The organism is Paenibacillus sp. E194 (assembly GCF_000935845.1).
Lineage (GTDB): Bacteria > Bacillota > Bacilli > Paenibacillales > Paenibacillaceae > Paenibacillus_B > Paenibacillus_B alvei_B.
Genome location: NZ_JMDX01000011.1, coordinates 25,142 through 49,180, shown reverse-complemented (window position 1 = coordinate 49,180; position 24,039 = coordinate 25,142). Strand labels below are relative to the sequence as shown.

Below are 24,039 nucleotides of genomic sequence, written 5' to 3'. Positions count from 1 at the left end.
TATTGCAGGTATCTATACGAAAGAAGAAGCATTGGATCTATGTTTACAAGCTGCAGAAATACTGCAAAGAGTTTATTCGAGTTTTGATGAAATGGGGCAAAGCTACTTGCTTGGATATAGTTTTTGGTCTAAAGAGGACTTGAATGGAAAAACGAATGATGCAAGAGAACGAAAAGATATTCATGAAATGTTATTAAAATTAGAAAACGGCCCATATAGCTTAGACTTTCATCTTCCATTGAAAAAAGACTGGTAATTATCGTGTTTACAAGCACGTTGGACAATACCATCAGACCTTTGGATTTTGTACGCGAGTACATTGTTAAGTCGATGGTTAAATAAATGACTAAATCATAGGGAAATAATTATTCTGCGCAAAAACAGCCAGCGATTTCTTCGCTTTAAGTTGTATGAAAAGCCCCTACTTGTATTTATCTATGCGTAATGTTAATCTGAACAATAGAGATGCAAACAAAGGAGCATTAAACCTTATCATGTTGATTACTCTGTAAAGATTAACAATTCGAAAAGATGCCTGTAATAGTGCTACACTATGTTATTTGGCATGCTTTTCTTTAATCTTACAGGGTATGCAGGGAAAGGTATATCATAAACCCATTCTGCGGATACCTGATGGTATCCGCTTTTATTTTCGCGGGAAACCGCATCTCTATTGATTCTTACCTGCTTATCCTCCTAATAACGAATGGAGGAACTATATTATGAGATCGAAGTTAGTCTTGATTGAGGGGTTGCCAGGATCCGGGAAAACAACAACTGCTGAACTAGTTCATGAAATTCTTACGGAAATGAACATTAAATCTCAGCTGTTTTTAGAAGGAGATCTAGATCATCCTGCTGATTATGACGGAGTCGCCTTTTTTAAGGAAAATGAATTCGATGAATTATTGAGTACCCATGAAAAGTTCAAAGATTTGTTGAGTAATCGTATGATTAAAGATGGTAACAATTACTTCCTAGAATATCGGAAAGTAAAAAACGAATACGATTCACGTTTTCCAGATGAATTGCTACATGCAGTTTTCAAAAATGATGTGTATGAATTGTCACTAGATCTGAACAGGAAACTGATAACAGAGAAATGGAAGAAGTTTACGGAGAGTGTTTTGAATGGTACAGACACCTTTGTTTTTGATTGTTGTTTTATACAAAACCCTGTAACTATGGGGATGATTAAATATGCTGCAAAGAAGGAAGACGTTATAAGTTATGTCATAGAACTGGCAACAATTGTGGAGCAACTGAATCCATTGTTGATTTACGTAGAACAGAACGATCTTGAACATTCTTTCAGAAAGGCTGTAAAAGAAAGACCTCAAGAATGGTCAGAGGGATTTATAGAATATTATACAAGCCAAGGGTATGGAAAAAAGCAGAGTTACAAAGGGTTAGAAGGAACTCTGCAGGTTCTTAAGGCAAGAAGGGAATTAGAAGAAGAAATATTTAAGGGCTTACATATAGCTAAGAAAAAAGTGGACAACTCTTCCTATCATATTAACGATTATAAGCAAGTTTTAGTGGGGATTTTATCAGAATATTTTGACGCAACAAACTAACGAGAATCTATTACACTAACGGGACACGTTAACGCAATGGAACAGCGACAGTCTAGGACTTTATTTTCTCGTCCTTAGCTGTCGCTGTTCCAGCTTCTCAGGTCAGTTTAACAGAGTTCGTTTATTTATTTTCCGCCTCTACCAGAGAAAGCAGATATTCTGCCACATTCGCAGGCACTTTAGAGTAGAACTTGCGGATGGGGGAAAGGGAAGGTAGAGGTTCCATTACCACATAGTATCCATCCTTATTTTTGTATAACGTGTTTCGGCTGGTTTCGTGAAGTTCACCCGTATTTTTGCCAAACACCGTTTTCGTCTTTTCCGACCACGTTACATAGACAAGCAAGTCCTTCGCATCTTCCGGGATGGAACGAAGGTATTTCCAACGCTCAATATGGAGGTTTTTTGTAAATTCGAAGATTTGCTTATTGTCTGCGATCGTATGCAATAGGCTGCCATCGGTAATGGAGTGGACTTCTATTTTCTGTTTTTTTAGTGCCATACGATCCTTGACATCGTCCCATTCTATATTTTGCAGATCTTCATCTTCTTCAATCTCTGTAGCGACTTCATCCCAGATAGCGTTTTGTACGGTCTCATTTACGAAATCAGCTGTATCTTCTAATTCCTCAAGACCTTGGACACTTTCTACAATCTGGTTTGTTATTATGCCTGATGAACAACCGCCCAGAAGCAATGCTGCCGCCAGTCCGCCAATCAGGAGTATATTTTTCTTGTTACGCATCGTTATCCCCCGTTCCTTTTTTGCCAAACTAATAATCAATAACCTACAAACAAAATCGTTCGCACACAAAAGAGTGCTGCAACCATTCAGATTGTAGCACTCGATCCTTTTGAAATTATGCACTTGTAAAAAATCGACGGGGTTTTTGTCATAATTGGGTTACCTGTCATACAAAGCAATCCGGACAAGAAAAGAATGGGTCGTGCTTTCTACATCCATGGTACCAAGTGCCTCCACGGCTTTCTTCACGTTCTTTAATCCTAATCCATGGATAAACGGTTCGTTCTTCGTAGACACAGGCAATCCGTTGTCCCATATCTGGATGGGGCTCGCTGAATTCTCAATGCGGATGAATAGCGTGTGGTTGATGTAGGACAGGTTCATACGAACCCACCGCTCCCCACTCTGTAATTCCCTGCACGCCTCTCTCGCATTGTCCATCAGATTCCCTACGATAATGACGGCTTGTTCAAATGACAGCTTTAAGCCGGAAGGTACATGAATATCTGTCTCGACGGTTACGCCCTCGTGGAGCATTTCGGCGATTTTGATGTTCAAAATGGAATCCAAGTATTGGTTCCCGGTTGAAATCACGGTTTCAATTTCTTTGAGCTGGCCGGATGCAGCGTTTAAAAAGCCAATGAGTTCGTTGTTGTTGTCCTGCTTTGCCGCCAGCTGCTCGGCAGTTCTGATATAATTCCCCATATCATGATGCAGTGCCCGAACCTGCTGATGGGCGGCCTCTAGCTCCTTGTAATACCTATGCTGTAATTGCACCTGCTGTTCCAGCATGGTGTTCTCCCGTTCTGTATGCATTAGAGTAGAGAATTTGTCAAAAACCACAAACAGTGAAAGGTTAATGAACAAGAATATGAGACTAATTGGAATTTCCACGGTCAGCGAGTAGGGATCCTCCCTGTTAGAAATATAATATTCCATAACGCCTAGCGCTGCCGTACTGGCTAAGGTAATGGCCATAAGTAAAAGCCAAAGATGAAAAGGGATAGACCACTGTTTCCCATTGTCCGTTTTTCGGATAAGTTCCAATAACAGATAAAAACCTACGTGACATAGAATAAGTGTTAGCCAAATGCTCTTATCTTCGATTGGTGTAACGATCAAATCGTATAATAGAATCCAGAAATAGGATACCGTTAAAAGTATCCCGATATATAACACCTTTTTTTGGCGATTCGGCGGATAGCATAGTAAAAAGAACATACTGCATAGTACGGTGATGGGTGGAAGCGCCGCAGGGCGGACGGGATTCAGAACCATTCGCAAACCGCATGTTATAGCCAGCATCGCAATAGCAGCTGCTGCATACAGCTTGAGGTGATTGATCCGAGCCTCTCCAAACACTTTGTTAAAGAGACGCAGTATAAATAGAATCTCGATCATGCTAAGAACGACTTCAAGCCCAAAAATGATCGCATCGGTAGTTGTCTGAAAATAAGTCATGGATTGCCGCTTCTCCGTTCTATGAAGGACAGATGTGCTTGTTTCACCTCGTTCAGATAGCGCTTGCTGATCGGCAATTGAGCTTCGTTTTGCAAATGAATAGCCATTTTGTTAATGGAGCGGATGTACTCCATATTCACTAAGAATGAGGCGTGAATCCGGCAAAACAGATTCGTATCCAGCCCAGACAGGATGTCCGCGATTTTTCCGTAAAACTCATAGGTATCTCGATTGGTATGGATAATTACCCTTCTTCCTGCCCCTTCAAAATAAAGAATGTCACTGCAGCGAAGCTGGTATTTGTCATGCCCGATCTGAAAAAAGAATAGCTGCTTCGACACTTTGATGTGTTCCGCAGCATCCAGCAAGATGGGGGACAACTTTTGAGCAGTTACAGGCTTTCTTAAAAAGCGAAACGGCAAAACTTCAAAAACTTCATATACATATTCTTTATGGTCTGTGATAAAGATAATGATCGCATTTCGATCCTGCTCCCGGATAACCGAAGCAATTTCAATTCCATTTTGGCCAGGCATTTCAATATCAAGCAGATAAATATGATAATGTGACCCAGCCTGCAAGCATCTTAGCAAGTCAGCGCCACTATAATACACATCGCTGGAGAATTCCATTCCGGACATGTTTGAAAGTAGATCCTCTATATCATTTGCAACATTTCTATCATTATCACATATTGCTACGTTCATTACAGCCACTCCATTAATAACCAGATAACTTAATTCTATAATATTTTTAGGAAGCCTACAATTTTGTTACATATAGATAGTTCATATTTTGTTTACAAATCTCTTAGGAGAATATTGCCTTCCGATAGGTTAAGCGCTATAATCGGTAGGGTTTGTAGATCTACATATATGCTATAAAGGGGGAATCTTGGTGAAGACTAGCAAATGGGATAAGATCAAACGTAGTCTGGCCAGCGGTCTAGTTGCTTCAGTTGCAATGCTCGGATTTGTCATTCCGGCACAGGCGAATCAAGCGCCGGTCGAAGCTCCGCAAGTAAGTTCTTGGTCGATCAGCGTTCTGAATGAGGGAGAAAAGTACGGAATATTTCCACTGACGTGGTACACAGACGGTACTTTCCAACAGCCAATATCAACGGATAAGTTCCAAGCACTGTTGAAGGCAACTTCTGCGAAGCTGGATGCACTGGAATTAAAGAAAAAGAATACGTTGACTGTACCAGCAACCGAGAAAGTCATTACGAGAGAATCAGTAATCAATGCAGTATACGGGGTATTGGATCAATATGAATTGCCAGAATCGATGAACATTGGCACGGACGAGCCAATTGCTTTCTTCCAGAAGAAAGGGATCGTTAACGGTACAGGCAAAGGCCTTGATCTAGACAAGCCAAGTACGGTTGAGCAAGCGGTTGTTATGGCAAGCCGTCTTGTAGAGTACACGTATGATGCTGTTGACGGTGGAGCGAAGGGGCTTCTGTGGAAGGCAACGAAAGGTCAAAATACACTTTACTTGCTCGGATCGATTCATGTCGGCACTCCTGATATGTATCCGATGAAGAAGAGTGTGCGGGATGCTTTCAAGCAGGCAGATTCGTTGTGGGTTGAAGTTAATTTGCTAGGCAACAAAGATATGGACTACTTCACACAATCGATGGCGTATGCTGACGGTACAACATTGAAGGATCATGTCTCGAAGGAAACCTATGCGAAGCTGCAACAGGTATTGGAGAAAATGCAGCTGCCGAAGGATGTCTTTGACGGCTTCAAGCCATGGGCCGTATCGAATAACCTTACGCTTGCTGGCATGACTGGGGCCGCAGAAGAGATGGCACAAGCTGCTGCGCTTGGCATTGATGCTTACTTCACCAATTCAGCATTGCTTGCTGGCAAGCCAATTCACGAGTTGGAAGGCTTGAAGCTGCAAGCCGATATTTTCGATAAAGTTCCAGTTGCGACACAAGAGAAGGAATTGAATGATGCTTTGGATCATATATTGACACCGACAGGCAAGCCGGATGAGTCCATGGAGCTGTTACAATCTTGGCAGAAGCTGTGGGTGAAGGCTGATCTGGATAAGTTCAAGCAATCCTTCACAAGCTCGAAAGAAATGATGACAACGGATTCGGCAAAACGCTTGTTAGGCGAACGCGACAAGAACATGGCGAAGAAGCTGATGGAGCTGCTTGATAAAGAAGGATCCTCGACGCACTTTGTCGTTGTAGGCGCAGCTCATTACGTGGTTCAAGATATGGTCGTTGATCAGTTGAAGGCGAACGGGTATCAAGTAGAATTCGTGAAATAGAATAGTGGAATAGAGAGGCTGATCCTTATGTCACTGACTGGTGGCGAGGAGAGGCCTCTTTTCTCGTAAGAGACATCGTTCCTCTGATTGAATCATTATTCTGCGGTCTTCGGTAATGGGAAGGAACTGCATCAGTAGTTGAAGCAGGCTGTGCTGTAGAGATGAAAAGCGGGCATATGGTCATCAATGATGAACAATTGATCAATTGATATTGATATGTAGGGATATATTGCAGGGATATAAAAAGGTCAGGATACAGCGGACTGCTGAGTTCCTGACCTTGATTGGTATGCAGCCAAGCTGCTGGTATCAGACGCTGGGCCTAAGAATTACAGAACTATCAGATCCCGGGATAACGTATTCAGCCGCTCGATTCCGCTGTCTGTAATGAGCACCATATCCTCGATCATAATTGAACCGATGCCGTACCCGTAGTAAGGGGTCTCCAAGCAAATCACCATGCCGGGCTGGAATGTTGTGTTCTCGAACGGGCTTAGAAATGGAGCTTCTTCAGCTGCCAAGCTAAGACCTGCACTGTGTCCTAAATGACCTCGATTATAGGTAGGCAGACCAGATTGTCGGATAATAGTCATGGCATCGTTGAATGCATGCTTCATCGGCATACCAGGTTCGATAATCTTCAATAGATGATCATGTCCAGTTCGCAGCGCGTTGTAGATACGCTTTACTGTATCGGATGGTTCGCCGAGCACGAAGGTACGGGCGATGTCCGAACCGTAGCCGCCAACATCTACACCAACATCGAACTTTATAACGTCACCAGCTTGGCCGGGTCTTGTATCAAAAATATGTGCAGGTGCGAAATGGTCACCCACAGATATCATATGGAAGCGGGAAGGGGAGCCGTTCGCATGAGTCAGCAGCGCGATCCGAAACACATCCGCGATCTCAGCTGCTGAGCTGCCGATGTGAATGCCCTTGCTCGCTTCAGTGATGCCAATCTCGGCATATGCGCAGCTCTGGCGGAGCTGTTCAACCTCCCATGGAGTCTTGAGCATACGCAGTTCGGTGAAGATCGCGCTGGCTTCCGTCAGTTCGACATTCGGCAGAGCTTCTTGCAGTGCCTGTGCAGCTCCGTATTTCATGGAGCCTAGTTCAACTGCAATCTTGCCTGTACTTACTCCATAATCAGCGAGCACGTGTTGGAGCAAGCCGAACATCTCCTGAACTTGATGATTGACGGGGCGTCTGCCTTCATACTTATCACCGCGCAAGCCAAGTGGATCATCGACATCGACCCAGGTCGGGTACGTTCGAAGCTCGCATCGTGGAAGATCATTCGGAACGCCAGCCGCCTCGAACTCATTCATAATAATGACCGTCTGGCGCGCTGGATCGCGGAACATAACGGCCAATGCGACTTCGCTCATCCGCAGCGTATACATGAATGTGCTGGGGTGGCCCGACAAGTAATAGAAATTTTCGCAGCCTGATGCCACAATCGCTTCTATGTTCTCTCTTTCCATAATGGAACGAGCCCGCTCCGCGACACTGGCCAGATGCGCAGCTCTGTCGAACTTCATGCTGTACACTCCCTTTGCAGAATTCTTATCTAATCGTAACGACCAGAACATTTCGAGGTTCTAGTCGCCTTATGAGATCGTGTCCGGTTCACTGGCGAGCTGACGCAAGAACTTGCGGGCACGCTCCGTCTTAGGCTGATCGAAAAATTGTTCAGGAGTTCCTTCCTCCTGAATAACACCGTCGCTCATGAAGATGACGCGATTCGCTACTTCTCTTGCGAATTTCATCTCATGTGTCACGATGATCATGGTCATGCCTTCTGCTGCTAGCTTCTTCATCACCGCCAGCACTTCACCTGTCAGTTCGGGATCAAGTGCAGAAGTTGGTTCATCGAAAAGCATTATCTGCGGCTGCATCGCGAGTGCGCGAGCAATGGCGACACGCTGCTGCTGACCCCCAGACAGGCGGGATGGATACTCGTCCTTTTTGTGGAGGAGGCCTACTTTTTCAAGAAGTGTCGCTCCAATATTTGCGGCGTCAGCCTTGCTCATCTTCTTCACAATGGTCGGAGCCATGGTGACGTTTTCCAACACGGTCATATGAGGGAATAGGTTGAACGACTGAAATACCATTCCGGTTAATGTACGAATGCGCTGTACGGCCTTCTTCTTGGAAGAGGCGTCCAGCGCAGCATTCCATACCGCATCACCGATCTGAATGTACCCGGAATCAGGAATCTCTAAGCCATTCAAGCAGCGCAGCAGCGTGCTCTTGCCAGAACCGCTGGGCCCGACGAGTACGACGATTTCACCGGAACGGACTTGCAGATCAATATCTTGGAACACGACCAGTTCGCCGAAGCTTTTTCCTAGTTTTTTTACCTGAATCATGATGATCTCACGTCCTTAGTAGGCTTTCGACAAGCGAGCTTCGATTCGGTTCAGAATCGCTGAGAAGCTCAGGCTCATTACCCAATACATAATGGCAATCGCGATGAAAAATGGCATCGCCACGTAATACTGCGCAATCAACAATTGCGCGGTGCGGAGAAGCTCGGTTACCGTAACGATCGATACGAGCGAGGTCTCCTTCAGCATGCCGATGAACGTATTGCCCATTGGGGGAATCGCTACACGTGCAGCCTGCGGCAGCACAACGCGCCACATCGTCTGCCACGGCGTCAACCCAAGGGATTGAGCAGCCTCTGTCTGTCCGCTGGATACAGCAAGAATGGCACCGCGGAACGTCTCGGACAAGTAAGCGCTGATGTTGATACTAAGTGAAATAAAGGCCGCGTTGAGCGGCCCGAGTGTGATCCCGAAGTCGGGTAGTCCATAGTAGATAATGAAGATTTGCACCAATACAGGCGTTCCGCGAATGATGGACACATATATTCTTGCGACATTGCGGACGAACTTATTTCCCTTTAAGCGAGCTACGGCGACAACCAATCCGATGAGGAGTCCAAAGAACATGGATACGATCGTAATCAGCAGTGTGTAATAAGCGCCTTTTAATAGAAAGTCTAGGTTTTGAATAACGAGTTCCATCTCTTGCACCTTCCCGGACTGGCTTAAATGTTAGGTTCTACATCAAACCATTTTTTGAAGATTTCTTTGAATGTACCGTCTGCTTTCATTTCTTCTAGTGCTTTATTAATGGCAGCTAACAGCTCTGGGTTATCTTTACGAATCGCGATACCTGCTACATCCTCTTTAATTGGCTCTCCAACTGCCTTCACGTCGAAATGATTTTTGTCAATCAACGGCTTGAGTGCAAATACATTGTTAATCGTCGCATCAATACGGCCAACATTCAAATCCTGCAAGGATGTAATGACGTCGTTGTATGTGGCAATTTCAAAGTTTCCAACCTTAGGCATAGCTACATCACGCAAATACTTCTCATCATTGGTTCCAAGCCCGACACCAATCTTCCTGTCTTTGAAGTCTTCGAGCTTCTGAATGGACGTATTGTCACTCTTGACGATGACATTAACTGCATTTTTCACATACGGAGTGGAGAAGTCCATCTTCTGCTTGCGATCATCAGTAATGGTTACTTGGCTGACCAGTGCATCGTATTTATCTTTTTGCAATCCTTCGATCAGACCCGAGAATTCACCAGTAATGAACTCAACTTCCACACCAATATGCTTAGCGACTGCCTTGGCGATATCGGCATCGAAGCCATCGACCTCGCGCTTATCATTGATGAAGTTATATGGGGCATAGGTGCCCATAAGCCCAACTCTAATCTTTCCGGATTGCTTGATGTGTTCCAGCGCGTTAGCGGAACCTGCATTGGATGATGACTTGCTTCCGCACCCGACAAGCGCGACTGCAAGAACGGTTAGCAGAGTAGTGGCTTTCAGAAATTTTTTTAATTGGACTGACATCGTTGTTGCCTCCTTAAATGTAGGGATTTCCCTTGCACGAACAAAGTGCTATAAGTAAGTTCTTTATTTTGTATTGAACACGTCTATGAAAATGGCTATGAGCGAAGTTATCCGAGCAGCCCTCGAAATTCAAATTTGGCCGTGGCTTCAGCGATTTCTGCTGGTGAGTAGCTGGATTGATAATCGACCTCATGCATTGGCCCGAAGAGCCATTTGGACAATATTCCAGTAATCAAGCAGACGAGAATATTGGCGCGTAGCGACAAATCATTTGTGTTCGGCAGCATGCCCAAGTCTGTCGCCCGTTGTATATTGTGCTTGAATGCTTCTTCGAAAGTGGTCCAAGTCTGTGAGACCGCCTCTCGTACTGCAGGATCAGCACCTTGCCCCTTCATGAGAAGCAGTGCCATCAAGTTCCGGTTCTGATCAGCGAACGTGAATAGTTCGGTCAGCAGTCGTGCGGATGAGCTCACCATATCATCTATTGTACCGCCATGCTTGCGATAGCCTTGAGCGATGACGTTGGTTAGTTTCTCCTTACCATCGTGAATTAACTCTAGGATGATCTGTTCTTTGCTATGAAAATACCAATAGAACGTTCCTTGTGACACACCAGCGGTCTTCACCACATCCGAAATCTTCGTACAATGGTATCCTTTGCTTGCGAAGAGATAGAGTGCGGCGTTCATGAGCTGCTGACGTCTATCTTGTTCTTGATTTGGTACGGTAGGCAGCTTAGGCAGTTTGCATCGCCCTCTCTTCTTAACTGATTCGTCAGTCAAGTTTAATTCCGATGCGATTACTATACTTTCGAATGGGCTTGGTGTCAAGGATTAAATCAAATTGGAATAGTCGGAAAATGAAAAAAATCGCGGTGAGAAAGAGAATATCGCAGGAATTGACTTTATTATTTTCCAAGCAGGATAATAGGAAAAGTGGAGTAATCATAACTTGTGATGTAGGCAGTTATGACCTGGAATCCCAGATATATAGGATCGCAGCTGAACATGGAAAGGAAGCGAATGAGATGAACCCTCCGAAGCATATCGTGTCCGCAGCAGCAATTATTGTGAATGAAAATAATGAGATCTTGTTAATTAGAGGCCCTCGAAGAGGGTGGGAGATGCCGGGTGGTCAAGTGGAAGAAGGAGAATCACTAGCGCAAGCGGCCATTCGCGAGACGAAGGAAGAAGCGGGAATCGATATTGAGATTGTTCGCTTCTGTGGCATTTATCAAAATGTATCCGGCGGAATTTGCAATACGTTATTTCTAGCCAAGCAGGTGGGCGGTGAGCTAACGACGACAGAGGAAGCGCTGGAAGTGGGGTATTTTTCGATAAATGACGCTTTGCAAATGGTTACGTGGAAAAACTTCCGCGAGCGGATTGAAAAATGCTTGGATGCATCACAGCAGCCTTTTTATGTGGAGTTTTAATTTTGTAAATAGATCGAGGATGTGTTGGCATATCGGCTAACGAAAATCATGGTTAAGAATCGTAACAGGTATGCCTCACATAAAGCATGCAGTAAAAAAAGAAGCCGAGCAAACAGGTTGCTCAGCCTTAATCCATTGGTACTATTGATGATCATACGCAGCTAATGCACGGAGCGATCTGCATTTCCGCTCCTGCAACCTCACCGTACAATTGTTGGCTTCACAGTATTACATGCATGTTCTCCTGACTGAAAGGGATAGTGACTCAATGAGAGGTGGAAGAGACAATCCCACTGAGAACATGCTTCGTGCTTCAGGAATGTGCGGCCTTCAGCTCAAAATGAGCAGCTGCGATGTTGGATAAAAAGTCCATAAAATCATAGGCATCATTCGGATATTCAGTACAAACGAACTGCATCCCGCACTGTTCTGCCGTTTGCTTGGCTTCTTGGCCAATGTCGTAATAGACCTCAATATTTTCGGTAAGCGAGGTCAGTTCGCAAATGACGACAGCTTCTTCCTTATCGGAAGCTGCGCCTAGAATAACCTCATTAATATCGGGTCCAAGCCAGCGCTGTGGTGCAGGCATGCCGCTGCGATAAGAAATATCCCATTTCCCGATATTGGCCTGCTCCGCGATCAATCCGGCAACATGCTTGTATGACGCAATAAAGTCATCATGCGCAGAGGGAAGACCAGGCTTGCTGTGCACCGTAAAGATGACCCGTGTCTTCGGCAGCATCGAGGAAGGCATCCAGACGTAAGCATCTCGCAATCTGCGCGCCATTAGCTGAATGAAGTCAGGGTGTGCTTGCCACTCAGAAATGACCGTCAATTTCATATCGCTGTTGGCTGCAGCGATCGCCTTCTTGGCATCTTGAACATAACTTCCTGTTCCCGAGGCTGTGAAGAAAGGCGTAGCATGCAGCACGGCGAGCTCCGTGATGCCGTCTCTGATCGCTTGCTGAATGGCATCGGCTACAAACGGATGCGAATGCTTGCAGCCGATGTAGACAGGAACCACTTCACCGATCTTTGCCTCTACCAACCGTGTAATTGCTTCGGCCTGCCGTTTCGTTACCGAGTAAAGCGGGTCGCATGTGCCCGTATCGCTGTACCGAATAACGCCTTGCACGATGGCCTCCGAAGCAGAGCCGTGTCCGCGCAAAATATGATGGTACATGGCAGGCACATCATCAATGCTGGCACAAGCGCTGTAGGAAGCAAGAAGGATGGCACGGCGCGGCGTGTCCATCGATATTTCTTGCGGAAGCCGTGTGGGCTGTGTAAACCCGTTTGCTAGGAATTCGCTCATTAATTCGCTGCGTCTCCTTTCCATAAATCCGGGTGAAGCCATGCCGACATTTCCAGCATTCCATCTACCGTATAACGGTTCGGCGCAAGCAGTTCCTTCGCCTTCATCGTCGTAATACGGTTATTTTTGACCGCGTCCAGTGTGTTCCACGCCGCTTGAGATTTCAAATCCTTCAGCCATTCATCTCCCGTACCGTCCCAATCTCCAAGCACGATATAGTCCGGATTCATGTTAATGACATCCTCAATTGATGCTTTTGTCGATTTCTTAATCCCGAGTGCTTCGGCAGCGGGCTTAGCTCCAGAGAGACGGATCATATCGTAAGAAATGTTCCCTGGCCCCATGATGTAAGGGCCAGTATTCGGGCCGACAGGCGACAGTACGAGAACGGACGGCTTGCTTGCAAGTGATGCAGTTCGCTTAGCGGCATCGTCCAGCTTGCCCTGAATTTCCTTGGCAACTTCCTCTGCCTTATCGACAGCTCCAACAGCCTCACCAATTGCGCGGAAGTTCGCAATCAATTGCTCGAATGTTCCCCATTGATCGAACGTGACAACCTTGACGCCTGCTTGGCTGAGCAATTGCTCGGCATCGTTTTCGCTATTATGGATTTTCGTGATGAGGACAACGTCTGGATGAAATGCCAAAATTCCTTCGGGATCCAATCCAGTCGCACCGCCGACTTGACCGGACACCTGCTTGCCCTTCTCCTCGTTGACAGCCAAATAAGGATTTGCCATGCTCTTCGGCACGGCAACGACATGCTCCGGAGGAACGATTTCAAGTACGGCATCTGCAGTGTCGAGAGAAACCGCAGCAACCTTCGGTGCAGCCTCTATCTTCCCATTGTCAGAGGATGCAGCGGCTTTAGAACTGGTCGTGGTTGAAATGGTGCTGGACGATTTCTCGCTATCGGATTGTGAATTGCTGGTGCAGGCTGTCAACCCGACAGCGGCAACAAGTGTGATCAGGCTCATACAGAGCATGCGAAAAGTGGATTTTCGCCGAGTTTGTACGTTTCTCATTGTGTAATTCCTCCAAGATGTTCTTTTTCGTAATGGGTATACCATTTCTGCTCTTCTGCTTCATGTTCAAATGTAATGACTGACAGGCCTTCCGTTCCTGGTTCTTGGCGAATGACGGCATGAACGCCATACACATCATAAAGTGCATCTGCTGAGAGCACATCTTCCGGTTCGCCGAATGCTTCGATGCGCCCGTCATGCAGAAGCAGAAGACGATCGCAGTAACGAGAAGCTAGCGACAGGTCATGCAGTGAAGCGACCACAGCATATCCTTCGTCAGCGAGCTGGCGAAGTAGCGCAAGCGTGCGAAGCTGGTGACGAATGTCGAGTGCGGAGATAGGCTCATCCAGCAGGAGAATTTGCGGCTCCTGTGCAAGTGCCTTAGCGATGAATGCAAGCTGGCGTTGTCCGCCTGAACAGGCATGAATGTAGCGCTCGCGCAGGTGATCGACGCCGCATTGCTCCATCGCCCGTTCGACCTGCTGTGCATCTGAACTTGTTAATCCGCCGAACAAGCGGCTATAAGGGTGGCGTCCCATCGCGACGATTTGCTCAATCGTGAAGTCTGCATCAAGCGAGCAATCCTGCGGTACATAGCCGATCATTTGCGCTCGTTCCTTCGTGGAGAATGCCTTGAAGGGCTTTCCTTCAAGTGTCAGGGAGCCTTGAGTGGGCTTCAGAAGTCCACAAAGCATGCGAAGCAATGTAGATTTTCCGCTGCCGTTCGGTCCAATAATGCCAAGGAAGGAACCTGACTGCAGCTTCATGGACAGATTGTCGATGATTGTTCGCCCATCAATCGAATAGGTCAATTGCTTGGCTTCAAGCATTCCAGGAATGCCCAATGATGTCTTGCGACTTGTCTTCATGTCGAACCCTCCTTCCGTTTGCGCAGCAGCATCATCATGAACAGTGGAGCTCCGATGCAAGCGCAGACGACGCCGACCTGCAGTGTGATCGGCTGCAGCACCATGCGCGAGGCTAAATCAGCCAGAACGAGGAACGATGCCCCGAATAGTGCGCTGAACGGCAGCAGCAGGCGATGGTCCGAGCCGACAATTAGGCGAACGAGATGCGGAATAACCAAGCCGACAAAACCGATAATTCCGCTTACCGACACGGCTGTGCCGGTCAAGAATGAAGCGAGCAGTAAAATCGTATAGCGGGTGATTTGCACAGGGACACCGGAAGCTTGTGCATGCTCGTCACCGAGCAGCAGCAAATTCAATGAACGGCTAAATAACGCCAACAGAACGCCTCCGATAAGAATCGGCAGAGCGATAATATGTACATGCTCCCATGTTCGCGCTTCTAGTCCACCCTGCAGCCAGAACACGATACTGCGCAGCTGCTGTTCATGTGGCGCGCTGGCGATGATCACGTTAATGACCGCCGACAGAAGCGCGTTCATGCCAATTCCGAGCAACAGTAGAGTGGTTACATTCGGTTTCCCACTAGCCCGCCATATGACCAGGATGAGTACAGCGGATACAAGTGCACCTGCGAAGGCAGACAAGGGAAGGCGAATGCCGAATGACGAACAAGCCCTAAGGCGATGCACAAGACAGCTCCAGCGGCTGCGCCTGACGATACTCCCAAATATCCGGGCTCGACGAGTGGATTGCGGAACACTCCCTGCATCGCTGCGCCCGCGATGGACAAGCCAGCTCCGACTAATGCACCTACGATGACACGAGGCAGACGGATATCCAGAATGATGGTAAGATTCCGCTCTGCAATCTGAAAGTGCTCCAGCCAGCCTGTTGCATGAAGCATGGCTGCGAACGTCTCTTTCAACGGTATAGACACAGGTCCGACCGAACTGCCGATGAGTATGGATAACAGCAGAACTGCCAATCCTGTGGCTGCTAGAACTGAAATCCGGAAAAGTTGGGAGGCCTGCCGGGGACGAAATCGGGAATCTCGCCCTTTGTATTTCAGTTCATTCGTGGTGTTCATGGATGACCTCCTTTCCTTGTTGCAAAAATGTTAGCTAAATATAAATAAGTTGCACTAAGTAAACATTTATTAATATAGCGTAGACTGTGATCGTCGTCAATCCGAAATGCAGGCCAATTTATCGAATGGGAGCGTTTCATCAAAAATTATCCCTCAGGTCTATCAGGAATGGAGGACTTGCAGTGCTCTGTTTTAGAAAGCCTGCTTTTTCATGGTTGGATATGGTACATTGAATGAATATAGGAAGATGCAACATCAAGAAAAATGGTTAGGAGGATGAATGATGAACGTTGAGATCTGTGATCCCCATACACCGAGCCTAATCGTAATTACGGGTATTATGGCGTCAGGCAAATCCACCATCGCACAATTGTTGGCGGAACGCTTTGCAAAAGGTGTTCATGTGCGTGGTGACGTATTCCGTCGCATGATCGTCAATGGTCGCGAGGAAATGTCACCCAATGCTCCAGAGGAAGCGATGAAGCAGTTGAACCTTCGTTATCGCCTGGCTGCAGGAACTGCGGATGCATATGTGGAAGCCGGATTTACGACAGTGATCCAAGATGTTGTAATCGGTGATATCCTGCAGACGTTCATTCAGAATTTTCAGACTCGTCCTCTCTACCTCGTTGTACTCTGCCCACGGCCTGATATTGTGGCGGAACGTGAAGCGTCGCGAGGCAAGCAAGGGTATGGGCTATGGACTGTTCAGGATTTAGACGATGGTCTTCGTCAGGGCACGCCTCGAATCGGCATGTGGCTGGACAGCTCAGACATGACACCGGAAGACACCGTCGATGAAATCATGCGCAGAGCGTGGACAGAAGCGAAAATAGATAATAGATAGCAGACTATAGATAACAGGAGGATCCATGAATGGTTGCCCACAAAGTTGCAAAAGAATACGTCGATACCTTTACAAGCGAAATGGAGTACACCGGTATCAGGTCACGGGATGAAGTGCATGCCAAGGGGATATGGCATCAAACGTTTCATTGCTGGTTATGGAAGGTCGAGAACGGAGAACCAATCTTGCTGTTCCAACGCCGGCATCCTCAGAAGCTAGATTATGCGGGTCTTCTGGACATTACTGCTGCTGGTCATCTAGAAGCAGGGGAATCGCCAATGGACGGCATTCGGGAGTTAAGAGAGGAGCTAGGACTCGAGATTGAGTTCGCCCAGCTTACGTACAGTGGTGTTATACCAAGCAGTATTGAACAGGAACAGTTAATAGATAATGAATTTTGTCATGTGTTCCTTCATGAATATACAGGAGATATTACCGATTTTCGATTGCAGGGAGATGAAGTGGTATCCATAGTCATGCTGGAAGCAGAACAATTCCGCAAGCTGATTGCAGGTGAGGCACAGCAAATAACTGGCGAGGAATTCGTACCGTCGAGCGGAGAGAGTGGGATCAAGGTAGAATTAACGATACAGGACTTTGTCCCTTCCAGAGCAAACTATTATGAGTATGTACTCGAACAAATTGCAAGCCTAGCCAATCAAGAAGTTAATCAGTAGGATTAGACGAAAATAGCTCGAATCTCCATTTCTGATCAGGAAATATTCCATGGATTTCATGTGCACTCTTTTTGTAATATAGGGAGAATGGAGACTTTTTCAAGGGTATGGACGAAGATCATTCTATAGAATGCATCATGCGATGAAGGGAGATAGAGATATGTTTATCGAAACGAAAACCATCCAAGTGAAGGAAGGGACTTCACAGCTCGTGGTCGACAGGTTCAGCGGAGAGGGAGTCATTGAGAAATCCGAGGGCTTTATTGACTTGAGCATTTGCGTCAAGAAGGTCAGCAGAGGAGATGAAGAAGTCGTCATTCTCATTCGCTGGGAATCTGAAGAAGCGTGGAAGAAATGGGAGACAAGCGAGGCACATATTGAAGGCCACAGACAGAGCCGCGGCAAGCCGAAGCCAGAGCATATTCTGGGATCGCAACACGCTGTGTACGAAGTTAAGGGCATCAAGACTTTTGTGAAAGCATAACGATTAATCATAGTTAATGAGGGCAGCCTAGTAGTTTTCAAGACCTAACTTATAAAAATCCATAAAAAATAAAGGAGAAAACATATTAGACATATATAGTATGCTTTCTCCTTTTTATTCCATTAAAGCACCCTTTTCTAGAATAATCATATTACTCATATTAGCTGGTATTTGTTAAATACATTCCTTACAAAAGATTGAGGTCTCCTTTTAAGATTGAGTACATATATAAATCATCAAATTTACCACAAGTATATTCATAATGTCTTAGCAACCCCTCTCTTATAAACCCTTGCTTCTCTACCAATTTTTGTGACGGGAGATTTGCAGGTTCTATTAAAGCCTCAATTCTTTCCAACTGATAGTGATGGTACCCAAATTTAATAACTGCTTCTAATGCTTCACTAGCTATTCCTTTCCCCCAGTAATCTTTGCTTAATTCAAATCCAACTTCAGCTCGATGATGCTTGGTAACCCTATTAAGAAAGCCACAACTTCCTATAATCTTCCCAAAATTTTTTAATGTAATTCCCCATCTAATGCCAGTGCCTTCTTCGATAATAGAGTTATACCAATTAATTTCATCACAAACATCTGTAACGGTTTGGAAAGGTGCTAGCCCCATATGTTTCACAACATCTTTATCAGATAAATAGGTAAACATATCATTAGCATCCTCTGTTGCTACTTCTCTTAAAATTAATCTTTCCGTTTCAATTATCGGAAATTCTTGTTTCATTAAATTTTCCTACTCTCTATTAACATTAGATTATTTTACATACCCTTTTTATAAAACTGCACCCTTTCACTTAATAACAATTATTTCAAAATTCCATGATATAAGCAATCGAAAGGATAATTGTCCTAAGTTTAAGAGAAGTAACTTTTGTACTTTCGTAAGGGCTTCTTAAGCAAGCAACAACTTCCACGTTTTTTTATTTTGATTTCCTTTGTCTATCCACTTTTATACGTGGATGGGTAAAATATTTCCTCTATTCCCGTCGAATTGTTCCGAAAATCAAGATAATTTGGTATAATTACCCTATAAAATCAGGACTTGTGTCTGATATCAAATATTAGGGTGATGATCCTATTCGGTGCGAACCGTTTCACTATTATCGGAGTGAAGGAGGCTGCATAAAAGAGATACGAGTATTTACATGAGGAACACGAGAAATGGAAATTGAAATTATGAATTAGGAGGATAACATGAAAAAGTCATTGTTAATAGGAACGGCAGCCTTATTGCTTTTAACCGCGCAAGCTTCCATAAATCCCGTCACAGTGAATGCATCTCCACAAGTAGACAAACCCAATATCACCTCAAGCGGTAATGATAATAGTTCAAATCGTGCAACAACGTCGAAGGTTTTGGACATTTCCGGACACTGGGCAGAACACAGTATTATGCAAGCGATCAATAAGGGATATGTGGAAGGTTATCCCGATGGCAATTTTCTTCCTAATAAGAATGTATCTCGTGCGGAATTCGTAAAGATGACCATCTCTGCTCTGGGACTTGAAGTACGTGAATCGAATGGGAAATGGTATGAGTCCTATGTACATGCAGCTGAAGCAGCGGGGATATATAAGGCTGGTGACTTGGAAGATACGAATTGGACCCAAACGTTGACGCGTGAAGAAATGTCGAAGATGGCAGTGAGAGCATTGGGCATAGGACAAGTAGAGGATAAGCAGTGGATGTACCTCGCAACGAAAAATGGCATTATGTCCGGTACGGCGCCGGGAGAATTAACACCTAAGGGGAGCACAACGCGAGCACAAGCGATTACCGTTATTGAACGATTGCTGTCCGCAAAGAAAGGCGACAATTTAGCCGTCGATAAATATGCTGTCGCGGCAGCCGAGATGTACTGGCACAAAACGAATATTTTCACGGTCGCTGAAGAGATTTTTAATTCTCCGGAGAATGAAAAGTATACGAAAGGGAACTTCGGTATTTATTCTTGGAAAACAAAGAGTCTAACCGTGGCAGCCCCCAATAATTCAGTGGTCGGTCAAGTTAATAGTCTTACAGCAATTGACTGGAACGATCCAAAGGATCCAAATCGAAAACTACTGCCTAATAAAGATAAGCTGGTCTTAGATTTAGCAGGTAAGCAGATTAAAATGACCGATGAAATGAAGGTTTATGTAGTTCTTATTGACTCACAGTTAGTAGTTAATAAGAAACCAAAGGCATATCCTGTTAATCGTTTATCTCTCTCAATAGTAGGGTATACTGGTGAATTTAAAATTATCAATCAGTCCATTGCCATTAAATCACTCGATCTAAACAAGAATGTGTATGGTTTAGTAATACCAAAAGATAACTTCAAAACAAATGGAAAATTATTTATCATGGCTGAAACTATCCCTTTTAATGCTCCATTATATTCTAGTAATTTGTCAACATCACTTTGTTTGAAGTAGAGGTGTGATGGTTTGAAGTGGAATGTCAAAATAACATCAATAACAGTTCTATTCACACTTTTTCTTAACTTATCTATATCATTACTTGATTACACTCGTATTTTTGCTGCTGGGGAAGTAACCGAGGAAATCTTATTCTCTTTCAATGCCTCCGCTGATGAGTATGATTTTAAAGGATATTTGTTCTCGTCTAAATCATCTCTTGAAACAAATCCAATTATTGTGCCTTCGAAGCCTGGAAAAGTTTTAAAAAAACTAGAGTGGATTGATAAAGAAACAAAGCTTGTTCTTAGAACTGTAAATGGTTTTACACCAGGTAAATCAAAATATGAAAGTACAGATGGATTAAAAGATACCTTGCAAGGGACTCGATTGAAGGTGACATCTGAAAGAAATACTAACTTCGGTGGTGTATATTATTGGGATCGTTGGTCTATCAATGATCCTGGTAACTGGGATGGTAAGCATTGGCGTGCTGGTGCTGGTCGAGTTAGTGTTGCAGATAGCAGAGGGTGTGATGCTAATGTTCCAAAAGAAAATATAAATGGTCATCTATTGCCAAGGTATCCTGGTTGTACGGATCCATATTTAGAAGCGGATATTCCGCGAAATCAGCCATTCAAGATTAACGAATCTAATGATCCGATGCTTGGAGATTGGATAAAAACATCTGCAATTTCTAAAGAACTGAAAGATGTTACTGCTTCAAACGTTAACATAGATAGAACTACTAATATATATGATGTACATGGATCCACTGGTAAAACTGATCCTAGTACAGTAGGGGGCAAGGTAGCTAGGCTATTAGATTTAGACCAAATCACAATCTTTTTCGAGCAAACCTTCAATAACGATACCTACAATAAATACTGGGCAAATCCAGGGGCCAAGCAGGTCTGGTACTTCTCTAAATTCTTTGTTGACTTCAACTCAGTTACATTCCGATACAAAGACAAATTACTTATCGCTACATATGCCGATGGAACATCGGGACTAGAGATTACGGGGAACAAATGTGTTGACCCTGGTGGGACTACACAATTGGTTGCCAAATTAACGAAAGTTGATGGCACCACTTGGGAGCTGAAAAACCATGCAAAACTAACGTGGACAAGCTCAAATGCTAGTGTGATGACCATCAACAATTCAGGTCTGGTTACAGCTGTGGCATCTACTGGAACATCAACCATGACTGCTCATTTTGCTGACTCCACTCAAGCGTTAGATGAAAAGGCAGATTTCTCTATGACCGTGGGAACGGGGAACTCCTGTACCGACGATAACAGCGGAGGGAACCCTGGTGGAGGGACAGGGCAATGCAAGTATACGATTGCGGCTCCTTCATCGGGAAGCACAGTAACCGGAAATAAGATGAATCCAGCTGTAACAGGAATGATCAAAGCAGACAACCGTGGCAGTGAGAAATTCGATGTACTCAGAGGGATTCCAACCTCTGAGAACTTATATGCCAATGTGTTTGCGAATCCGTATCTATTCCAACATACGTTTGCTAAAATGTCAGGCAAAGTGAACTATCAGTGCCAGGTAGAGGTTACCTATGCGCTGGAGTGGAAGCAGAAGCAACCAGATGTGTGCACGACGAACAATCGAGGGCAGCGTGTGTGTACGCCGCAACCGGATTTGACGATGAGAGATACAGAATCTAAGACCTACAGCTTTTCCTTCCAACGTGACTATTCGTATTGGAAGATCAACAACATCGAAGTGTACGGAATTCAACGAGCAAACATGAACAATTACGCACTGCCTAATGGGACAGTGACGCTGCAGACATCAGGGTACTCAGCCCCTTCTCTTTCAACGAATCACAACACGGATGTATCGGCTCACGTCAAGCCGAAGGATAGTGGTACAATTTCATTTACACCAGCAACAGTACCAGGAATGTATACAAGGCCGAGCGTGCCAAATGATGAATCACAACTCAAAAGCAGGGCCGAATCACAAACGGGAGAGCCAGAAGTACGAAATGATCTTGTGACCTTCAACGGCACAACGATTATGAGCAATAGCTGGACGACGAAACATGGAACGACACCTGTAAGTATCCCTTCACCTACGATCATTGGTCAAAATGTTCTCTATCGGAGCGGTATGCTTATTAGCAGCAAGCTCGTCAATGCGGCCAACACCCCAAGCTCAGGCATGATCTACTACAATCTTGTTCCCGGCAACATAAATGGCGGCAGTGACAAGCATTTCTCAATCAACGGCATCAATACCGTTACCGTACATACACCTGTTGTGAATTATTCCTCGATTACGGACGATCGTGAACATAACCAGAAGACAACACCCAACTATAATCGTGCCGCCTTGATACTGGAGCGGCCATTTACCGTCCGAATGCCTACGAACGGGCAGCATGTGAATTATCCAGGATACGGCGACCGTGATTATGCGAAATATTTCCGAATAAAGCAGGTATGGTTCCCATTCGATGTCTATACCGCAGATCGCAGCAAATTTATCCCGAAGCGCACGTGGACGGACATACCGGTTAACCAATTAGATACGACATTCTTCCTGCCTGTCTGGGTCGATGAGGGGGATTATTCGGTCTTATACCGCACGATTGCGGAAAATACGCCGGATTCCTTCACGCATCAGCCAACAGCCAATACGAATTGGGAGAACCATGTAGCGACCCATGAAATCGCGGTCGAGGTCATTGGCAGGGTGTACGATTTCCACGTGACGGACATTATGGACTTCAATTGGGAGACGGTATTCCGCAAGCAGAAGGGAAGCAGTGAGCCTACTGGAAACTCCTATTGGGTGGGGAGCAAAGGGATTGACGGAGAAGCGCGCGGCAATGCCTTTCCTTATGAGCTTCCTGTCCGCAAAGGAAGCCACCCAGATTCGTCATTTAAAAATGTAGCTGTGAAGACGGGATATGCGTTCAAGTTCGACCTGAAGACGAAGGGGAATATGTTCGGCTCAGGAGATGGCATCCATCTTAAGCCTACCTTCTACTTCACGGACAGCAAGGGGCAGAAGCGGCAGGAAGTAGACGTCTACTACCATACTGATGAACGGAAATTTATCCGAATTGGATCGGCAGAGGACAAGGTGAGACGGAGTATGGAGCTTAATGCGCGACTTCGCAATGTGCCAGAGCAGCGCATCTTGGATGCAGCGGGTGCCTTCTATGAGCTGTTCGCCAGCAGCATGTCGACAAGCCGTCAAGCTTACATCGAGGAATGGGCAAGGGCAGCGAAGAAGCCGACGACAATTGGCAGCTACAGTGATCTCTTCCTGCCGTACCATGTCCGGACATTTATGGGGCCGACAAATGTGCCAACTGGTGTCTCGGAAGCACGTGCATTTTCGTCGATTCAACAGTGGTATGGTGAATACAATCTGCCCGCGAAGCTGTATATCGTGCCGAAGGGCTTTGATTTATCAAAACAGTTCAGCTTTAACGACAAGGCGCCATTCTTCCTGCGCGATGGGTTCCTCATCGTGAACTTTGATATTGAGACGGTACGGGATGGACAGAAGGACAAGCCGCATTTGCAATACATAAAAGCACCGCTCACGAATCAATGGAAGCGGGAGGGTTCCCACCCGCAATTCACAGATCCGTACGGCGTTACGTTCCAACTAAAGGATGGGGATGTCATGTTCTACCGAGCGGATCAATCTTCGGTAGATGATTTTGGAATAACAGGAACGCATTAATTCGGCGGTGTTTCTGGAATGCACGACGAGTTGTGACTGACTTCATCTCTAGCTCGCTAATCATCGTTCAACGACAATTAGTTGAAAGACAAAGACCCCGTAAGACGGACGCTCTGCAAAATAGAGGGCTCCTCTTGCGGGTTATTTTCTTTTCGGTACCCGAAGATTGTCTTCTCGGCTATTTAATCTGCAGGAAATTGATGG

21 protein-coding genes and 1 pseudogene are annotated in these 24,039 nt (G+C 45.3%); 9 read left to right on the top strand and 13 right to left on the bottom strand.

Going from position 1 to position 24,039, the window contains the following annotated elements:
* Together AZ66_RS03035 and AZ66_RS03030 are read left to right on the top strand one after the other, a co-directional pair.
* The coding region (locus AZ66_RS03035) for a DUF1266 domain-containing protein (protein ID WP_044353530.1) at positions 1-256 on the top strand (256 nt) is incomplete at its 5' end.
* Between the two features lie 466 nt (positions 257-722).
* Complete coding sequence (locus AZ66_RS03030; protein ID WP_044353529.1) at positions 723-1,577, top strand: hypothetical protein; 855 nt, start codon at positions 723-725, stop codon at positions 1,575-1,577.
* Between the two features lie 121 nt (positions 1,578-1,698).
* Here the strand turns inward: AZ66_RS03030 and AZ66_RS29590 are convergent, their stop codons facing one another.
* The 3 genes from AZ66_RS29590 to AZ66_RS03010 form a co-directional block, all read right to left on the bottom strand.
* A complete protein-coding gene (locus AZ66_RS29590; protein WP_052648359.1) occupies positions 1,699-2,322 on the bottom strand; it encodes a hypothetical protein in 624 nt (207 codons plus the stop codon).
* A 159-nt stretch (positions 2,323-2,481) separates the two neighbouring features.
* Positions 2,482-3,783, bottom strand: a complete 1,302-nt coding sequence (locus tag AZ66_RS03015) for a sensor histidine kinase (protein ID WP_044353526.1) — start codon at positions 3,781-3,783, stop codon at positions 2,482-2,484.
* Positions 3,780-4,490, bottom strand: a complete 711-nt coding sequence (locus AZ66_RS03010; RefSeq protein ID WP_044353525.1) for a LytR/AlgR family response regulator transcription factor — start codon at positions 4,488-4,490, stop codon at positions 3,780-3,782. The genes AZ66_RS03015 and AZ66_RS03010 overlap by 4 nt, the downstream gene beginning before the upstream one ends.
* 190 nt (positions 4,491-4,680) lie before the next feature.
* On the opposite strand from AZ66_RS03010, the gene AZ66_RS03005 reads away from it, so the two are divergent.
* Positions 4,681-6,072, top strand: coding sequence for a TraB/GumN family protein (locus tag AZ66_RS03005; RefSeq protein WP_044353524.1), 1,392 nt, complete (start codon positions 4,681-4,683; stop codon positions 6,070-6,072).
* Between the two features lie 329 nt (positions 6,073-6,401).
* Here AZ66_RS03005 and AZ66_RS03000 read toward each other — a convergent pair whose 3' ends face one another.
* From AZ66_RS03000 to AZ66_RS02980, 5 genes are all read right to left on the bottom strand, one after another.
* Positions 6,402-7,616, bottom strand: a complete 1,215-nt coding sequence (locus AZ66_RS03000) for a M24 family metallopeptidase (protein ID WP_044353523.1) — start codon at positions 7,614-7,616, stop codon at positions 6,402-6,404.
* A 69-nt stretch (positions 7,617-7,685) separates the two neighbouring features.
* Positions 7,686-8,447, bottom strand: a complete 762-nt coding sequence (locus tag AZ66_RS02995; RefSeq protein ID WP_044353522.1) for an amino acid ABC transporter ATP-binding protein — start codon at positions 8,445-8,447, stop codon at positions 7,686-7,688.
* Positions 8,448-8,462: 15 nt separating this feature from the next.
* On the bottom strand, positions 8,463-9,107 hold the full coding sequence (locus AZ66_RS02990; RefSeq protein WP_021262238.1) for an amino acid ABC transporter permease: 645 nt from the start codon (positions 9,105-9,107) through the stop codon (positions 8,463-8,465).
* Positions 9,108-9,130: 23 nt separating this feature from the next.
* Positions 9,131-9,955 (bottom strand): transporter substrate-binding domain-containing protein, encoded by an 825-nt coding sequence (locus AZ66_RS02985; protein ID WP_044353521.1) that lies wholly within the window; start codon positions 9,953-9,955, stop codon positions 9,131-9,133.
* Positions 9,956-10,062: 107 nt separating this feature from the next.
* Entirely contained in the window at positions 10,063-10,644 is a 582-nt protein-coding gene (locus AZ66_RS02980; RefSeq protein WP_052648360.1) for a TetR/AcrR family transcriptional regulator, read from the bottom strand.
* 338 nt (positions 10,645-10,982) lie between these two features.
* On the opposite strand from AZ66_RS02980, the gene AZ66_RS02975 reads away from it, so the two are divergent.
* Complete coding sequence (locus tag AZ66_RS02975; protein WP_044353537.1) at positions 10,983-11,390, top strand: NUDIX hydrolase; 408 nt, start codon at positions 10,983-10,985, stop codon at positions 11,388-11,390.
* 313 nt (positions 11,391-11,703) lie between these two features.
* Here AZ66_RS02975 and hemH read toward each other — a convergent pair whose 3' ends face one another.
* The 4 genes and pseudogenes from hemH to AZ66_RS02955 form a co-directional block, all read right to left on the bottom strand.
* Complete coding sequence (hemH, locus tag AZ66_RS02970; RefSeq protein ID WP_052648358.1) at positions 11,704-12,705, bottom strand: ferrochelatase; 1,002 nt, start codon at positions 12,703-12,705, stop codon at positions 11,704-11,706.
* Entirely contained in the window at positions 12,705-13,730 is a 1,026-nt protein-coding gene (locus AZ66_RS02965; RefSeq protein WP_044353520.1) for an ABC transporter substrate-binding protein, read from the bottom strand. Before AZ66_RS02965 ends, hemH begins: the two co-directional genes overlap by 1 nt.
* Complete coding sequence (locus AZ66_RS02960) at positions 13,727-14,599, bottom strand: heme ABC transporter ATP-binding protein (RefSeq protein ID WP_052648357.1); 873 nt, start codon at positions 14,597-14,599, stop codon at positions 13,727-13,729. Before AZ66_RS02960 ends, AZ66_RS02965 begins: the two co-directional genes overlap by 4 nt.
* Positions 14,596-15,689: pseudogene (locus AZ66_RS02955) on the bottom strand (FecCD family ABC transporter permease). The gene AZ66_RS02960 and the pseudogene AZ66_RS02955 overlap by 4 nt, the downstream one beginning before the upstream one ends.
* A gap of 280 nt (positions 15,690-15,969) precedes the next feature.
* Between AZ66_RS02955 and AZ66_RS02950 the strand changes: the two are divergent.
* The 3 genes from AZ66_RS02950 to AZ66_RS02940 all read left to right on the top strand — a co-directional run bounded on the left by AZ66_RS02950 (position 15,970) and on the right by AZ66_RS02940 (position 17,697).
* Complete coding sequence (locus AZ66_RS02950) at positions 15,970-16,536, top strand: AAA family ATPase (RefSeq protein WP_231586710.1); 567 nt, start codon at positions 15,970-15,972, stop codon at positions 16,534-16,536.
* A 29-nt stretch (positions 16,537-16,565) separates the two neighbouring features.
* A complete protein-coding gene (locus AZ66_RS02945; RefSeq protein ID WP_044353518.1) occupies positions 16,566-17,213 on the top strand; it encodes an NUDIX hydrolase in 648 nt (215 codons plus the stop codon).
* Positions 17,214-17,373: 160 nt separating this feature from the next.
* The gene (locus AZ66_RS02940) at positions 17,374-17,697 is read left to right on the top strand and encodes an antibiotic biosynthesis monooxygenase family protein (protein WP_044353517.1); all 324 of its coding nucleotides are present in this window, start codon (positions 17,374-17,376) and stop codon (positions 17,695-17,697) included.
* A 187-nt stretch (positions 17,698-17,884) separates the two neighbouring features.
* Here the strand turns inward: AZ66_RS02940 and AZ66_RS02935 are convergent, their stop codons facing one another.
* Positions 17,885-18,436 (bottom strand): GNAT family N-acetyltransferase, encoded by a 552-nt coding sequence (locus tag AZ66_RS02935; RefSeq protein ID WP_044353516.1) that lies wholly within the window; start codon positions 18,434-18,436, stop codon positions 17,885-17,887.
* A gap of 470 nt (positions 18,437-18,906) precedes the next feature.
* On the opposite strand from AZ66_RS02935, the gene AZ66_RS02930 reads away from it, so the two are divergent.
* The gene (locus AZ66_RS02930) at positions 18,907-20,130 is read left to right on the top strand and encodes an S-layer homology domain-containing protein (protein ID WP_044353515.1); all 1,224 of its coding nucleotides are present in this window, start codon (positions 18,907-18,909) and stop codon (positions 20,128-20,130) included.
* Between the two features lie 378 nt (positions 20,131-20,508).
* The gene (locus tag AZ66_RS02925; protein ID WP_231586709.1) at positions 20,509-23,835 is read left to right on the top strand and encodes a DUF5704 domain-containing protein; all 3,327 of its coding nucleotides are present in this window, start codon (positions 20,509-20,511) and stop codon (positions 23,833-23,835) included.
* Positions 23,836-24,039 lie beyond the last annotated feature (204 nt).

Coding starts and splice junctions, on each gene's coding strand:
- AZ66_RS03030 (WP_044353529.1), top strand. CDS start 723: ATGAGATCGAAGTTAGTCTTGATTGAGGGGTTGCCAGGATCCGGGAAA.
- AZ66_RS29590 (WP_052648359.1), bottom strand. CDS start 2,322: ATGCGTAACAAGAAAAATATACTCCTGATTGGCGGACTGGCGGCAGCA.
- AZ66_RS03015 (WP_044353526.1), bottom strand. CDS start 3,783: ATGACTTATTTTCAGACAACTACCGATGCGATCATTTTTGGGCTTGAA.
- AZ66_RS03010 (WP_044353525.1), bottom strand. CDS start 4,490: ATGAACGTAGCAATATGTGATAATGATAGAAATGTTGCAAATGATATA.
- AZ66_RS03000 (WP_044353523.1), bottom strand. CDS start 7,616: ATGAAGTTCGACAGAGCTGCGCATCTGGCCAGTGTCGCGGAGCGGGCT.
- AZ66_RS02995 (WP_044353522.1), bottom strand. CDS start 8,447: ATGATTCAGGTAAAAAAACTAGGAAAAAGCTTCGGCGAACTGGTCGTG.
- AZ66_RS02990 (WP_021262238.1), bottom strand. CDS start 9,107: ATGGAACTCGTTATTCAAAACCTAGACTTTCTATTAAAAGGCGCTTAT.
- AZ66_RS02985 (WP_044353521.1), bottom strand. CDS start 9,955: ATGTCAGTCCAATTAAAAAAATTTCTGAAAGCCACTACTCTGCTAACC.
- AZ66_RS02980 (WP_052648360.1), bottom strand. CDS start 10,644: ATGAACGCCGCACTCTATCTCTTCGCAAGCAAAGGATACCATTGTACG.
- AZ66_RS02975 (WP_044353537.1), top strand. CDS start 10,983: ATGAACCCTCCGAAGCATATCGTGTCCGCAGCAGCAATTATTGTGAAT.
- hemH (WP_052648358.1), bottom strand. CDS start 12,705: ATGAGCGAATTCCTAGCAAACGGGTTTACACAGCCCACACGGCTTCCG.
- AZ66_RS02965 (WP_044353520.1), bottom strand. CDS start 13,730: ATGAGAAACGTACAAACTCGGCGAAAATCCACTTTTCGCATGCTCTGT.
- AZ66_RS02960 (WP_052648357.1), bottom strand. CDS start 14,599: ATGAAGACAAGTCGCAAGACATCATTGGGCATTCCTGGAATGCTTGAA.
- AZ66_RS02950 (WP_231586710.1), top strand. CDS start 15,970: ATGATGAACGTTGAGATCTGTGATCCCCATACACCGAGCCTAATCGTA.
- AZ66_RS02945 (WP_044353518.1), top strand. CDS start 16,566: ATGGTTGCCCACAAAGTTGCAAAAGAATACGTCGATACCTTTACAAGC.
- AZ66_RS02940 (WP_044353517.1), top strand. CDS start 17,374: ATGTTTATCGAAACGAAAACCATCCAAGTGAAGGAAGGGACTTCACAG.
- AZ66_RS02935 (WP_044353516.1), bottom strand. CDS start 18,436: ATGAAACAAGAATTTCCGATAATTGAAACGGAAAGATTAATTTTAAGA.
- AZ66_RS02930 (WP_044353515.1), top strand. CDS start 18,907: ATGAAAAAGTCATTGTTAATAGGAACGGCAGCCTTATTGCTTTTAACC.